Origin of the sequence: Candidatus Phaeomarinobacter ectocarpi (genome assembly GCF_000689395.1) — a bacterium.
GTDB classification, from domain to species: Bacteria; Pseudomonadota; Alphaproteobacteria; order CGMCC-115125; family CGMCC-115125; genus Pyruvatibacter; species Pyruvatibacter ectocarpi.
In genome coordinates this window covers 1,668,127-1,681,242 of sequence record NZ_HG966617.1, presented here as the reverse complement: position 1 = coordinate 1,681,242, position 13,116 = coordinate 1,668,127, and the positions used below count along the sequence as shown (strand labels likewise).

15 protein-coding genes are annotated in these 13,116 nt (G+C 57.9%); 8 read left to right on the top strand and 7 right to left on the bottom strand.

What is annotated here, in order from left to right; all coding sequences use genetic code 11:
• The first annotated feature begins 313 nt into the window (after window positions 1–313).
• Complete coding sequence (locus BN1012_RS08060) at window positions 314–550, top strand: hypothetical protein (protein ID WP_043949225.1); 237 nt, start codon at window positions 314–316, stop codon at window positions 548–550.
• Window positions 551–564: 14 nt separating this feature from the next.
• Here BN1012_RS08060 and dprA read toward each other — a convergent pair whose 3' ends face one another.
• The 6 genes from dprA to ruvX all read right to left on the bottom strand — a co-directional run bounded on the left by dprA (window position 565) and on the right by ruvX (window position 6,324).
• Complete coding sequence (gene dprA, locus BN1012_RS08055; protein ID WP_043949224.1) at window positions 565–1,710, bottom strand: DNA-processing protein DprA; 1,146 nt, start codon at window positions 1,708–1,710, stop codon at window positions 565–567.
• A gap of 7 nt (window positions 1,711–1,717) precedes the next feature.
• Window positions 1,718–2,356 carry a glycerol-3-phosphate 1-O-acyltransferase PlsY gene (plsY, locus tag BN1012_RS08050; protein ID WP_043949223.1) on the bottom strand — a complete coding sequence of 213 codons (639 nt, stop codon included), beginning with the start codon at window positions 2,354–2,356 and terminating at the stop codon, window positions 1,718–1,720.
• Between the two features lie 42 nt (window positions 2,357–2,398).
• On the bottom strand, window positions 2,399–3,682 hold the full coding sequence (gene pyrC, locus BN1012_RS08045; protein ID WP_043949222.1) for a dihydroorotase: 1,284 nt from the start codon (window positions 3,680–3,682) through the stop codon (window positions 2,399–2,401).
• A gap of 28 nt (window positions 3,683–3,710) precedes the next feature.
• Complete coding sequence (locus BN1012_RS08040; RefSeq protein ID WP_043949221.1) at window positions 3,711–4,682, bottom strand: aspartate carbamoyltransferase catalytic subunit; 972 nt, start codon at window positions 4,680–4,682, stop codon at window positions 3,711–3,713.
• A gap of 58 nt (window positions 4,683–4,740) precedes the next feature.
• Window positions 4,741–5,667 carry an AEC family transporter gene (locus tag BN1012_RS08035; RefSeq protein WP_043949220.1) on the bottom strand — a complete coding sequence of 309 codons (927 nt, stop codon included), beginning with the start codon at window positions 5,665–5,667 and terminating at the stop codon, window positions 4,741–4,743.
• A gap of 192 nt (window positions 5,668–5,859) precedes the next feature.
• Window positions 5,860–6,324, bottom strand: a complete 465-nt coding sequence (ruvX, locus tag BN1012_RS08030) for a Holliday junction resolvase RuvX (RefSeq protein ID WP_043949219.1) — start codon at window positions 6,322–6,324, stop codon at window positions 5,860–5,862.
• A 179-nt stretch (window positions 6,325–6,503) separates the two neighbouring features.
• Between ruvX and gatC the strand changes: the two genes are divergently transcribed.
• The 7 genes from gatC (at window position 6,504) to tesB (ending at window position 12,490) form a co-directional block, all read left to right on the top strand.
• Window positions 6,504–6,791, top strand: a complete 288-nt coding sequence (gene gatC, locus BN1012_RS08025) for an Asp-tRNA(Asn)/Glu-tRNA(Gln) amidotransferase subunit GatC (protein ID WP_043949218.1) — start codon at window positions 6,504–6,506, stop codon at window positions 6,789–6,791.
• A complete protein-coding gene (gene gatA, locus BN1012_RS08020; protein WP_043949217.1) occupies window positions 6,788–8,266 on the top strand; it encodes an Asp-tRNA(Asn)/Glu-tRNA(Gln) amidotransferase subunit GatA in 1,479 nt (492 codons plus the stop codon). The genes gatC and gatA overlap by 4 nt, the downstream gene beginning before the upstream one ends.
• Window positions 8,266–9,729 carry an Asp-tRNA(Asn)/Glu-tRNA(Gln) amidotransferase subunit GatB gene (gatB, locus tag BN1012_RS08015; RefSeq protein WP_043949216.1) on the top strand — a complete coding sequence of 488 codons (1,464 nt, stop codon included), beginning with the start codon at window positions 8,266–8,268 and terminating at the stop codon, window positions 9,727–9,729. Before gatA ends, gatB begins: the two co-directional genes overlap by 1 nt.
• A gap of 105 nt (window positions 9,730–9,834) precedes the next feature.
• The gene (locus BN1012_RS08010; RefSeq protein WP_043949215.1) at window positions 9,835–10,179 is read left to right on the top strand and encodes a hypothetical protein; all 345 of its coding nucleotides are present in this window, start codon (window positions 9,835–9,837) and stop codon (window positions 10,177–10,179) included.
• 85 nt (window positions 10,180–10,264) lie between these two features.
• Window positions 10,265–10,903 (top strand): glutathione S-transferase N-terminal domain-containing protein, encoded by a 639-nt coding sequence (locus BN1012_RS08005; RefSeq protein ID WP_043949214.1) that lies wholly within the window; start codon window positions 10,265–10,267, stop codon window positions 10,901–10,903.
• 294 nt (window positions 10,904–11,197) lie between these two features.
• Window positions 11,198–11,470, top strand: coding sequence for an SEL1-like repeat protein (locus BN1012_RS08000; protein WP_043949213.1), 273 nt, complete (start codon window positions 11,198–11,200; stop codon window positions 11,468–11,470).
• A gap of 156 nt (window positions 11,471–11,626) precedes the next feature.
• Entirely contained in the window at window positions 11,627–12,490 is an 864-nt protein-coding gene (gene tesB / locus BN1012_RS07995) for an acyl-CoA thioesterase II (protein WP_043950809.1), read from the top strand.
• Window positions 12,491–12,499: 9 nt separating this feature from the next.
• Here the strand turns inward: tesB and mscL are convergent, their stop codons facing one another.
• Window positions 12,500–12,922: a large conductance mechanosensitive channel protein MscL gene (gene mscL / locus BN1012_RS07990; RefSeq protein ID WP_043949212.1), complete on the bottom strand. Its 423-nt coding sequence runs from the start codon at window positions 12,920–12,922 to the stop codon at window positions 12,500–12,502.
• Between the last annotated feature and the right edge of the window lie 194 nt (window positions 12,923–13,116).

Genomic DNA, 13,116 nt, shown 5'->3' with positions numbered 1-13,116 from the left:
GGTATTGGGGATGGAGTCCCGCTTATCTCTTAGGATGTGGGGCTCCGATTCGTCGCGACAACATGGTGTTGTAAGTGGCGAGGTGTCAAATAGAGGTGTTACGCAAGCGGACCATTTACCAAAAAACAATGGTAGAACCGCAAATATGCGTAGTAACAGTCATTAAAAAGTTGCATAACCTGTACTACACGCTAAACGTGTGTTGTCATATGTCGTATGACCGCCTTACTTATACCCCTAGGTTGTAGTGGGATATTCAGGCTACGGTCTGGGGGACATTGGCTTATTGCGGCCATTAGGATTAAGAAAAAGAATGGGTGAAGCCTTGAACGATAACTCAGAAATCAGTGTCGGCGACGATCAGCAGCAGACCGCAGCCTATGTCTTTGACATGCTGATAGGTCTTAGTTCTGCTGCCCGGCAGACGGATTTGACGTTCCTGGCCTATTTGCTGGAAATGGCCGGAAGCGAAGCCTCCCGCGTCGCTGAGGGCAAAAACTCAAAGGGCAAATCAGCCCCCAGTCCGCGTGCGAAACGCGCTGCGCGCTAGATATCACTCTATTTTCAGTTGGCTGAGACGCCGCCTCCGGGGTGGCGCGTTGCTTGCCCACTAATCTCCAATTCCAGAACTGCGGCTGATACAGCGGCAATGTGAATGCCGCTAAGGCGTGCAAGATCATCGATCTGGATTGGCGTGGGACTCAACAATTCCAAAACAGTGCTGGAGATGGTTTTCGGATCGAGGTCCGTGACGTCGTCCGTATTTGGACTTGTCGCCTGTTCTTGTTCAATTCTGCCAAACGGGAAAGTGGGACTGCCAGGGTCGCTGAACTGGGATTCAATACCTTCAAGAACATCCTCCGGGGTCTGAACAAGCGTTGCGCCGTTGCGGAGCAGCCCATTGGTGCCCTGTGCCCGCTGGTCGAGCGGGGAACCGGGGACAGCAAAAACCTCTCGGCCTTGTTCAAGGGCAAAGCGGGCGGTGATGAGCGAGCCGGATCTTGCCGCGGCTTCTATGACAACCACCCCTGCAGACATGCCTGAAATCAGTCGGTTTCGGCGAGGAAAGAACCGCGCGATCGGCTCTGCATCGAACGGCATTTCGGATATGACGGCGCCGAGCTCGGAGATCTGGTGGTACAGATCGGTGTTTTCTTTTGGATAGATCCGATTGATGCCACCGGCCGTGACCGCGACGGTCCCGGTATCCAGGCTGGCCTTGTGCGCATGGGTGTCTACCCCACGCGCAAGACCTGACGCGATGGTTACGCCATGCCGCCCCAGGCCTTGGGCCATGAGGTCTGCCATCTTTCGGCCGGATGCAGACGCGTTGCGTGCCCCGACAATGCCAATTGTTCTGGGGGAGGCAATTGAGGCATCGCCCATGACTGTCAAAAAGGGAGGCGGCGACTCCACCTGAGCCAGTAGCGGCGGGTAGCCAGCCTGGCCGATAGCGACGGGTTTTGCCCCGTACCGGTTAATCTGTTCCAGCTCATGGGCAGCGTCGCTCTCAGTAGCCAGCTTTACCGTTCGCCGACGTCCACGACCGGCGAGCTCGGGCAGGGCCTGAAGGGCCTCTGCCGCGCTGCCGTATTTGGACAGCAGGCCCCAAAACGTATGTGCCCCAATATTCTGTGAACGGATTAAACGCAGCCAGTCAACGAGCTCGGGGGTGTTCTGCGGCGTCTGCCAAGGTGCCCCGATGCTCATGATTGCGTTACGCCTCTTCTGCAGTCTTCTTCTTGGCACCTATGCGAGGTTCTTCTCCGGCAAGGATGCGTTGGATGTTGTCCTTGTGGCGGATGAAAATCAGCACGGCGTAGAAGACGGCGAACGGGATGATCAGCCAATAATCCGCATACCAGAAATAGGCTGGGGCCAATGCCGCAGCCACCAGAGCGGACAATGAAGAGATGCGTGTCACAGCAGCCGTGACCAACCAGGTGGCACAGGCCGCAAGCCCGATGGGGAAGCTAAGGGCGAGGGTAAGACCAAGGAATGTGGCAACACCCTTGCCACCCTTGAAGCCGAGCCAGACGGGGAAGATGTGTCCGACAAAGGCGGCTGTGCCTGCCAGAACGGCCATGGTGTCGCCTGCGACATAGCGGGCAATGAGGACTGCGATGGCACCCTTTGCACCATCTGCAACAAGCGTGGCCGCGGCTACCCAGCGATTGCCGGTCCGCAGAACATTTGTTGCGCCGATATTGCCCGAGCCGACAGACCGGATGTCGCCTAACCCGGCCATGCGGGTGAACACCAGCCCAAACGGAATGGATCCAAGGAGATAACCGAAGGCCAGCGCCATGGCGTAGTAGGGGGCTGAGTACTCGATGGAGATTGGGTCAATAAGCATCAGACGGGTCCCCTGGCATGCGTCGGGTGCATGCTGTTTTGTTTATGCCTCGAATACGCTTTTGCCAGCGACGATGGTGCGAATGGCACGTCCCTGAAAGCGCCGATCTTCATGGGCAGTGTTCTTGGATTTTGATCTCAGCGCATCGGCCTCGACAACCCAGGGCTTGCCCAGATCGATTAATACCATATCAGCAGCAGCACCGGACTTCAGATGTCCGGATGGAAGACCTAGAATGTCGGCAGGCTTTGACGTGATCGTGGCCAGCGCATCCGCCAGCGAGATTTCTTCGTTGTGCACCCGTTCCAGCAGAACCGGTAGGAGGGTTTCCAGCCCGACGGCGCCATACGCTGCCTCAGCAAACGGGCGTCGCTTGGCGTCAGTGTCCTGTGGATCGTGGCCAGATACCACGACGTCAATCGTGCCATCGATCAAGCCTGCAAGCAGGGCCTGACGATCGCTTTCGTCGCGCAGGGGCGGGGAGAGTTTGAAGAAGGTTCGATATTCGCCAATGTCTGTTTCGTTAAGCGACAGATGGTCTGCACTCACACCGCAGGTGACGGGCAAGCCTTCTGCCTTGGCCTTACGCATCACATCGACAGTTTCAGCGCATGATACCTGGCTGACGTGGTAGCGCCCGCCGGTCAGCGCCACGAGGCGAAGGTCGCGTTCCACGATAATGGTTTCAGCTTCCGCCGGAATGCCTGCTAGGCCAAGGCGGGTTGATAGCTCGCCTTCATTCATGACGCCGGATGCTGCTAGGGACGGGTCTTCGGCGTGCTGAACGATGAGACCGTCAAACAGTTTGGAATAGGTGAGGGCGCGTCTGAGCAACTGCGCATCCATGACCGGGCGGATGCCATCGGTATAGGCAATGGCGCCTGCATCCTTGAGAAGGCCGAACTCGGTCATCTCTGAACCTGCAAGACCTTTGGTCAGGGCGGCCATGATCTCGATGTTGACGCTGGCAGTATCGCGGGCCCGGCGCATCACGAAGTCAACAATGGCAGCATCGTCCACCACAGGGTTCGTGTTGGGCATCACCACCATGGTTGTGACGCCCCCCGCAGCGGCGGCACCACTTGCTGTTGCCAACGTCTCACGATGCTCCTCGCCGGGTTCACCGGTGAAGACGCGCATGTCGATGAGGCCCGGAGCCAGTACATGTCCACCGCAATCGATTGTCTCAAGGCCAGCCGGAGCGCCATGCGCGAACAGGTGGCTGCCGAAATCCAGGATGTGCCCATTCTCAACGAGCACCGCACCCTGGGTATCAAGGCCAGAGGCAGGGTCGACCAGGCGCGCGTTTATGTAGGCAGTGGACATGTGGTTCTTCGGGTCCGGTTTCTTCGTGCTACTGGTTCGGCAAATGGCGGGAGAGGGCGTCGAGCACGGCCATGCGGACGGCGACACCCATCTCCACCTGCTCGCGAATGAGACTGCGGTCTACGTCGTCTGCAACAAGACTATCGATCTCCACGCCGCGGTTCATTGGCCCAGGGTGCATGACCAGCGCCTCTGGCTTGGCGTAGGCGAGCTTTTCGTAATCGAGGCCATAGAGGTGGAAGTATTCGCGGGTCGAGGGAATGAACGATCCGGTCATGCGCTCCATTTGAATGCGGAGCATCATCACCACGTCACACCCTTCAAGACCTTCACGCATGGATGTGAAGGCGGTCGCACCCAGAGCTTCAATCCCGCCGGGCATCAGCGTAGGTGGTCCGATGACCCGGACGCTGGCGCCAAGCGCTGTCAGCAGATGAATGTTGGAGCGCGCTACGCGGCTGTGAAGGATGTCGCCACACACAGCGATGCGCAGACCTTCGATGCGGCCAAGGCGGCGGCGGATCGTCAAGGCGTCGAGAAGTGCCTGCGTTGGATGTTCATGGGTACCGTCACCGGCATTGACCACGCCGCAGCCGACCTTTTGAGACAGCAACGCCACGGCACCGGAGTCCGGATGGCGCACCACCAGCAGATCAGGGCGCATGGCATTGAGCGTCATCGCCGTGTCGATCAGCGACTCGCCTTTTTTGATGGCGGAGGTCGAGACCGACATGTTCATGACGTCGGCCCCCAGTCGCTTGCCAGCCAGTTCAAACGAACTCTGCGTGCGGGTGGAGGCTTCAAAGAAGAGATTGATTTGCGTGCGGCCGCGCAGGCTTGAAGACTTTTTGTCGACCTGACGGTTCTGGTCGACATAATCGTCGGCCAGGTCAAGAAGTGTATTTATGTCTTGAAAAGATAGGCCCTGTATCCCCAGCAAATGACGGTGGGGGAAGGTCGCCTCGGGGCGGTCTTGATTTCGATCTGGGAGCGCGTTCATCGAAAGCGGAGTTTATAGATATTGCGGAGAGATACTGCAAGTATCGCAATGCGCGATCTCAACCCAGCAGCCATATCATTGCCGGCATGGTTACCATGGCCGCCAGAGTGGACGCGGTGATGAGGCTGGCCATGAGCGGGGCATCGCCACCAAGCTGACGCGCCAGGACATATGACGCTGTGGCACCAGGCACTGCACCACACAGGATGGCCACCATGCGGGCCACGCCATCCACACCAAAAACCCAGCACCAGCCAGCCATAAGCAAAGGCATTGCGATCAGGCGCAGGGTCGTGGTGAAAGCAATGGGCACCCGTTGAGTGGAAAGCCGCGACAGGTCCAGTCCGGCGCCCACGGCCAACAGGCCCAGGGCCAGCGCTGCCCGGCCAAGAATATCAACAGCACTCAAAACCGGTGCCCACAATCCGATGCCGGACGCATTGAGAAAAATCCCCACGGCACAGGCGATGACCAGCGGGTTGCGGATAAGCAACTTGCCCAGCAGGCGGAAGCTGGCGGGATCATCGCCTGCGTAGCGCATGAGAATGAACACACACAAGACATTGACGGTGGGCACGAGCACACCGATGCCGACGGCAGCCAAAGCCAGTCCCTCTGTGCCAAAGAGGGCAAAGCTGGCCGCGAGACCGACGAAGCTGTTCCAGCGGGTCGCGCCCTGAAAGATGCTTGTGAAGGCCGGTCCGCTTTGCCCCATGGGGCCGGAGATGACCGGACGCAGGGCAATCAGGATCAGGGACATGGTGAACAGGCCGGCAAACAGGGCTGCAGCCATGTTGGGCACAGGAATGTTGGAAAAGTCGGCGGCGACGAGAGAATGGACCAGCAATGACGGAAACAGGATGAAGTACGTCACCCGGTCCAGCGGAACCCAGAACTCTTCACCGGGGAAACCGATGCGCTTGACGTAGGCACCCAGAGCAATCACCAGGAAGACCGGGATAAGAGCATAAATGGTTTGGATCATGGGCGCGCGGGAGCCTTTTTGGGAAGCTGTCGGCCAGAATTGCGCGCAGCCTAGATTCGGCCCTCTTTTCGGGGCCGTGTGGGATCATCTTCGACTTTCAGTCATAGGTGAAATCCATGCCGACTACGAGTCATCCCAGCGATGCGCCAGACAATGACGGGCGCAGGCGGTCTTTTCACCGCGGTCCGTGTCCTAAATCCCCAGCAACCGGTCCAGGGCACCCTGCAAAATGAAATTGGCGGCCATGGCATCGATGACTTCAGCACGGCGTTTGCGGGAGGTGTCGATGCTGATGAGCTCGCGTTCCACGGCTGCCGTGGACAGGCGTTCGTCCCAGAGGAGAACCGGCAGCTCGAGTTCCCTAGCGAGGTTTCTGCCAAAAGTGCGGCTGGACTGGGCGCGGGGACCTGAGGTGCCATCCATATTGATGGGGAGGCCCATGACAAGGCCGGCGGTCTGGCGCTCATTTATGAGTTCGCGGAGTTCCGCGAGGCCGACTGTGAACTTGCCTCGCTTGAGCGTTTTGACCGGTGAGGCGATCCGCCGGTCCGGGTCACTTGTGGCGACGCCTATGGTTTTGGTGCCCAGATCAAGGCCCAGCAGGCCGCCTGTGGGGGGCAGGGCGGCGGCAAACTCGATGGCGTCTTCTGTGATCACGGAAACGGGCGCTTTTCAGGTCTGAAAGTCAGGTGCGGCTTAAGGTTGAAGCGTCTTGTACGTTACGGCTATGTTCCGCGCCACTCTTACTCCTTTGCAGGACCCCTTGAGGTGAGTCGGCGTGTCGTCCCTTTTCGGGCGGCATTGGCCGGGTCACAAGCAGTTGGAAACCAAGTTTTATGTCAGTCGATGCGGCTACCGTCCGCAAGATCGCGATGCTCTCGCGGATTGCCATTACGGACGAAGAAGTACCCCCGCTGGTGGGTGAGTTGAACCAGATACTGGACTGGGTGGAGCAGCTCGGCGAAGTGGATACGGACGGAGTCATGCCGATGACATCCGTTGCTGACATCACAGCGCCGCTGCGGACCGATGCCATTACAGACGGTCAGAAGGAAGCAGCAGTATTGCACAATGCTCCTGACGCCCGTGAGGGGCACTTTACCGTGCCTAAGGTGGTGGAATGAGCCAGCTCACTGATTTGGATATTGCCGGTGCGCGTGACGCGCTGGCCAAGGGCGAGTGCTCGTCTGAAGAACTGACAAGCGCCTATCTCGACGCTATTGATGCGGCCAGGGCGCTGAATGCGTTCATCACGGTGTTGCCGGGCAAGGCCATTGAGATGGCCAAGGAATCCGATGCCCGCCGTAAGGCCGGTGACGTCGGTGCTCTTGAAGGTGTGCCGCTGGCAATCAAAGACCTGTTCTGCACCGAAGGCGTGCTGACGACAGCCGCCAGCCATATCCTCGATGGGTTTACGCCTCCTTATGAAAGCACGGTAACCGCCAATCTGTGGGGGCAGGGCGCTGTCCTGCTTGGCAAAACCAACCTTGATGAGTTCGCCATGGGCTCGTCAAACGAGACGTCCTATTACGGCCCCGTGCGTAATCCCTGGACCCTGGATGGCGCTGACGCTGGTCTCGTGCCTGGTGGGTCGTCCGGCGGGTCTGCTGCCGCTGTTGCGGCAAATCTGTGTGCCGGCGCAACCGGGACGGATACAGGTGGATCGATCCGTCAGCCAGCTGCATTGACCGGCACTGTGGGCATGAAGCCAACCTATGGGCGTTGCTCCCGCTGGGGGACCATTGCCTTTGCCTCCTCACTGGATCAGGCAGGCCCGATGACGCGGACGGTGCGCGATGCTGCTATCATGCTCGGCGCAATGGCAGGCCATGACCCCAAGGACTCAACCAGCATTGATACGCCGGTACCCGACTATGAGGCGGCCCTTGAAGGTGGCGTCAAGGGTCTGACGATCGGTGTGCCGGAGGAGTATCGTGTCGACGGGATGCCAAAGGAGATTGAAGATCTGTGGCATCAGGGCATTGAGTGGCTGAAGGCGCAGGGTGCCGAGATCAAGACGGTCAGCCTCAAGCGCACCAAATATGCGCTGCCGACCTATTACATAGTTGCGCCTGCGGAAGCGTCGTCGAACCTCGCACGGTATGACGGTGTGCGTTACGGACTTCGTGTCCCTGGTGACGACATAACGGGCATGTATGAGAATACCCGCGCAGCAGGTTTTGGTGCAGAAGTGAAGCGGCGGATTCTGATTGGGACCTACGTCCTGTCAGCGGGGTATTACGACGCGTATTATCTGCAGGCTCAGAGAGTCCGTACACTGATTGCTCAGGATTTTGCAGATGCCTTTGCAGATGTGGATCTGATTCTGACACCAACGGCACCGGAACCTGCCTTTGGCATTGGCGCCAAGACGGATGATCCGTTGAGCATGTATCTCAACGACGTGTTTACGGTGCCAGCTAGCCTTGCGGGGCTGCCGGGTATCTCCGTGCCGTCTGGCATGTCGGCCAGCGGTCTGCCGCTTGGGTTGCAGCTCATTGGCAAGGCATTTGATGAAGAAACAGTCCTGCGCGGCGGGTATGCGCTTGAGCAGGCCGCGGGCTTTACAGGCAAGCCCAGCCCGTGGTGGAGGTCGTAATGGCGGAAGCAGAAACAAAACTGATCGAGGGAGCCACCGGCTCCTGGGAAGTCATCATCGGCATTGAGTGCCATGCGCAGGTGGCGTCCAACTCAAAACTGTTCTCTGGTGCGGCGACCGAATTTGGCGCTGAACCCAACAGTCAGGTGAGCCTGGTGGATGCGGCAATGCCGGGCATGTTGCCGGTGCTCAATGAGTATTGCGTGGAGCAGGCCGTTCGTACCGGACTGGGGCTTGGCTCAGCGATCAACAAGCGGTCCGTCTTTGCACGGAAGAACTACTTTTATCCGGACCTGCCCCAGGGCTACCAGATATCTCAGTTCGAGCTGCCGATTGTGGGTGAAGGCGAAGTCATTCTCGATCTTGCTGAAGGCATCCAGCGGACTGTTGGGATCGAGCGGCTGCATCTGGAGCAGGACGCAGGCAAGAGCATTCACGATCAGGACCCGTCATTGTCCTTTGTGGACCTGAACCGGTCAGGTGTGGCCCTGATGGAGATTGTCTCCAAACCGGACATGCGCTCTGCTGAAGAAGCGCAGGCATTCCTGAAGAAGCTGCGGACCATCGTGCGCTATCTGGGGACGTGTGACGGCAATATGGAGCAGGGCTCCATGCGGGGTGACATCAACGTGTCTGTCCGTCGTCCCGGCGAGCCACTTGGTACCCGTGCCGAGATCAAGAACGTGAACTCCTTCCGGTTTGTCGGACAGGCGGTCGATTACGAGGTTGGTCGTCAGATTGATCTCATCGAGGACGGCGGCGAAGTGGTGCAGGAAACGCGGCTTTTTGATCCGCGTTCGGGTGAGACCCGCTCCATGCGCTCCAAGGAAGAAGCGCATGACTATCGCTATTTCCCTGATCCTGATCTTTTGCCGCTGGTGCTGACGGATGAGTTCATCGAGGGCATCCGCGCGACCCTGCCTGAAATGCCGGATCAGAAGAAGGCGCGCTTTGTTGAACAGTTCGGACTTAAGCCATACGACGCCGGTGTCCTTGCCGGGGACAAGGCGTCTTCTGACTTTTTCGAGAAGGTGGCCGAAGGGCGAGAGGCGCGTCTGGTGGCCAACTGGGTAACCGGTGAATTCTTTGGGTCACTCAACAAGCTGGGCGTCGAGATTGAAGATTCGCCTATCAGTGCTGATGACCTCGGCGAGCTCATTGATCTGATTTCCGACGACACCATCTCCGGGCGTATTGCCAAGGATGTGTTTGAAATCATGCTGGAGACGGGCGATGCGCCGGGCAAGATTGTTGAGGAAAAGGGGCTCAAGCAGGTCACGGATACGGGGGCGATTGAAGCTATCGTTGATGAAGTGATTGCTCAGAACCCGGATAAAGTGGCTGAAGTTAAAGAGAAGCCAAAGCTCGCAGGTTGGTTTGTCGGACAGGTCATGAAGGCCAGCCAGGGCAAAGCCAACCCGGCTGCTGTGAACAAGATTTTGGCGGAGAAGCTGGGTCTTTAGGGGCTGGTTTTTTCTTTGGCACAAAAGACATGACCGCCGGGTGTGACCTGCTACTCTTGTGACAAGAGGGCTGGTTGATCCGGCGGTTTTGTTTGGGAGTAAGCAATGCGCAAGTTGGCATTATTGGTGGTAGCTGCCCTGTTTATCAGTGGGCCGGCTCTGGCGGGCATTGAAAAGATCAAGGCGCTACATGATGACCACGAACGTCCGCGGCCATTGATCAAGGCACCGGTTACCACACTTGATGCCCCCGGCGAGATATTTGCTGTTATCGGCGGCGACTATGGTTTTGTGCTGTTTGATGCTGGCGGCGCGGAACTTGCCACGTTTGATGACAGTCAGGATGCGGTGGGTTTTGCGATCAATCCGGGGCGCTACAAGGTCATCCCCAATATTGAAGGTGATGTGCATCACCATCAGTTTATTGAGGTGCTGATAAAGACTCATTGAGTCTGCGCCCACAGCAACCATATGAGCCTCGCTGCATAAGGCAGCGGGGCTTTTTTGTAAGCGAGAGATATAGGGGAGGGACACGATGATCGATTTTTACACCTGGACGACGCCCAATGGCCGCAAGGTTTCCATCATGCTGGAGGAGACCGGTCTGGAGTACACAACGCACCCGGTGGATATCCGCAATGACGAACAGTTCGCGCCGGACTTTCTCAAAATCAGTCCGAACAACCGCATTCCGGCGATTGTCGATCAGAAGGGTGATGGCGGGCCGGTCTCGGTTTTTGAATCCGGTGCCATTCTCATTTACTTGGCCGAAAAGACCGGACAGTTCCTGCCGGCGTCAGGTGCGAAGCGTGCGAAAGCGCTTGAGTGGCTCATGTGGCAGATGGGCGGCATTGGGCCGATGATGGGGCAGGCGAGCCACTTCGTGAATTCTGCGCCTGAGCAAATCCCTTACGCCATTGATCGCTATCTCAGCGAGAGCGCCCGGCTTATCGGTATTCTGGACAAGCAGCTGGCCGACAATGAGTTTGTGGCTGGGGACTACTCCATTGCGGACATGGCCATCTACCCATGGGTGTCTGTCGGTTTCGATGTCATCAGCAAAGCCAAGGCCGACATCGTCGGCGACGGGGCGAACTGCAGCCGCTGGCTGGCAGCCAATGCCGCGCGTCCAGCCGTTGAAAAGGGCATGAATGTGCCTCCCGCACAGTCCTGACCTGATTGCGCGCGTGTTTCTACGCCTGTGCGACAGGCTGGAAATTCGCTGAAAATCGCGAGATTCTGCATTTGAGATCTCAGGGTGTGGCTTTTGAGTCGCCTCTGAGTCTCAAAAAGAACCGACTCTTTCATCGCATTTGAATCGCTTAACTCATTGTTTAGACAGGCAGGCCAGATTCCATCTGCAAGCGTACGAAAGGTCGTGCGCGTGGTGCCGGGGGGCATCACCGGTCTGGGTCCAAGAAATGGATGTCGGGCTTTGCGGATTTAAGAGCGATGGCAGGAGGATTTCATGGCTCGCGTAGAACTTGACGATCTGAAGCGGTTTGAATTGGCAGCCGAGAAGGGCACCAGTGGAGCGCTTTACAATCTGGGGCTGATCTTCTCAGTGGGAAAAGGCGTGGAGCCTGATCTCGTGACAGCGCATAAGTGGTTCAATCTGGCGGCTCTTCGTGGGTCAGCAGAGGCCAAGGACCAGCGCAAGGAATTGTCTGACATGATGTCCGCGGCGGAAATTGCCGAGGCCCAGCGTCAGGCCCGCGAATGGATGGCATCGCACGCTTAAGGGCGCGATTTCAGCTATCTTTTACAGCATGGCAGCAGGCGGATTTGCGCCTGTTGACGGTTAGCCATCCCATAAGGCATGTCTTTTCGCTCCGCAGGCGCTGCGCATTTTGTGCTCGCCTGCGTTGTTGTGTTTAATGCCGATTGTGAGGATGCCATGCCGGATCAAGTTGAAAACCTATTGAGCCTGCTTGATCTCGAGCCTATCGAGGTCAACTTGTTTCGCGGTGACAGTCCGGCGGATTCCTGGCAGCGTGTCTTTGGTGGGCAGGTTATCGGCCAGGCTCTGATGGCCGCTCAGCGCACCGTGGAAGACGACCGGCATTGCCACTCTCTTCATGCATATTTCATTCGGCCTGGTGATCCCAAGGTTCCCATCGTCTATGAGGTTGATCGCTCGCGGGACGGGCGTAGCTTCACCACACGGCGCGTGATTGCCATTCAGCACGGCAAGCAGATATTCAACATGGCTGCATCTTTCCATGCGTTCGAAGAAGGTTTTGATCATCAATTCCCGATGCCCGATGTGCCGGGTCCGGATGATCTGCCATCTGAACTTGATATGCGGGCTGCCGTTGTGGACAAGGTGCCCAAGTCAATGCGGGACCGGTTCCTGCGTCCCCGGCCGATTGAGCAGCGTTTTGTGGAGCCGCCCAGCTATTTTGATGCAGAGAAGCGTGAGCCCGTGAGCCACGTCTGGTTCCGCGCTGTTTCGCCAATCGGAGATGATGTGGCCCAGCATCAGTGCGTGCTCGCCTATATGTCTGACATGACGCTTCTGGACACGTGCATCATGCCGCACGGGGTCAGCTGGATGGACGGCAAGGTGCAGTCTGCGTCGCTTGATCACGCCATGTGGTTTCACCGGTCCTTCAAGGCCGACGAATGGTTGCTTTATGCGCAGGACGCGCCGTCTGCGTCGTTCGCGCGCGGCTTTAACCGAGGCAACATCTTCACGCAGGACGGCGTGCTGGTCGCCTCGGTTACGCAGGAAGGTTTGATACGCCCAACCGGCCGCTAGGTGTGATGGCTAGCTGCGCTGTGTCTTGAGGAGGTCTCGGATTTCCTCAAGCAGGACTTCTTCGCGCGGCGGCGCGGGATCTTCCTTTGGGGCTTCCTCTTCGGCTTTCTTCATCTTGTTGATGGAGCGCACGATGAGGAACACCACCCAGGCCACGATCAAGAATGAGATCACGGCGTTGATGAACAGCCCGTAGTTGAGGGTGGCGGCGCCGGCTTCGGTTGCCGTGGCCAGAGACTCGTAGGACTTTCCATCAAGCGGCACAAAGAGCGATGAAAAATCCACGCCGGCCAAAAGCAGCCCGATGGGTGGCATGACGACGTCGTTGACGAGTGATTTGACGATGGCGGTGAATGCGCTGCCGATCACGATACCGACGGCCAGATCGATCACATTGCCGCGCGCAATGAAATCCCGGAATTCCTTGAACATATGCATCTCCCCCTGGCGTGTGTTCAGAATCACCGCCGACTCGGGCGGTTTTGGGAGTATGCACCTGATGTGTATGGGGCCGAAAATGGCCACTTGCGCGGATTGTACCGGAACGGCGCTGGAAAACCGTAATTCGTGGTTGAAATCGTAAGATTTCCCGCGTATCCCCGGCGGTGGAGAGGTGGCCGAGTGGT

Excerpts from the sequence above, each read along its gene's own strand:
- BN1012_RS08060 (WP_043949225.1), top strand. The coding sequence starts at position 314 with ATGGGTGAAGCCTTGAACGATAACTCAGAAATCAGTGTCGGCGACGAT.
- dprA (WP_043949224.1), bottom strand. The coding sequence starts at position 1,710 with ATGAGCATCGGGGCACCTTGGCAGACGCCGCAGAACACCCCCGAGCTC.
- plsY (WP_043949223.1), bottom strand. The coding sequence starts at position 2,356 with ATGCTTATTGACCCAATCTCCATCGAGTACTCAGCCCCCTACTACGCC.
- pyrC (WP_043949222.1), bottom strand. The coding sequence starts at position 3,682 with ATGTCCACTGCCTACATAAACGCGCGCCTGGTCGACCCTGCCTCTGGC.
- BN1012_RS08040 (WP_043949221.1), bottom strand. The coding sequence starts at position 4,682 with ATGAACGCGCTCCCAGATCGAAATCAAGACCGCCCCGAGGCGACCTTC.
- BN1012_RS08035 (WP_043949220.1), bottom strand. The coding sequence starts at position 5,667 with ATGATCCAAACCATTTATGCTCTTATCCCGGTCTTCCTGGTGATTGCT.
- gatC (WP_043949218.1), top strand. The coding sequence starts at position 6,504 with ATGTCAGTCGATGCGGCTACCGTCCGCAAGATCGCGATGCTCTCGCGG.
- gatA (WP_043949217.1), top strand. The coding sequence starts at position 6,788 with ATGAGCCAGCTCACTGATTTGGATATTGCCGGTGCGCGTGACGCGCTG.
- gatB (WP_043949216.1), top strand. The coding sequence starts at position 8,266 with ATGGCGGAAGCAGAAACAAAACTGATCGAGGGAGCCACCGGCTCCTGG.
- BN1012_RS08010 (WP_043949215.1), top strand. The coding sequence starts at position 9,835 with ATGCGCAAGTTGGCATTATTGGTGGTAGCTGCCCTGTTTATCAGTGGG.
- BN1012_RS08005 (WP_043949214.1), top strand. The coding sequence starts at position 10,265 with ATGATCGATTTTTACACCTGGACGACGCCCAATGGCCGCAAGGTTTCC.
- BN1012_RS08000 (WP_043949213.1), top strand. The coding sequence starts at position 11,198 with ATGGCTCGCGTAGAACTTGACGATCTGAAGCGGTTTGAATTGGCAGCC.
- tesB (WP_043950809.1), top strand. The coding sequence starts at position 11,627 with ATGCCGGATCAAGTTGAAAACCTATTGAGCCTGCTTGATCTCGAGCCT.
- mscL (WP_043949212.1), bottom strand. The coding sequence starts at position 12,922 with ATGTTCAAGGAATTCCGGGATTTCATTGCGCGCGGCAATGTGATCGAT.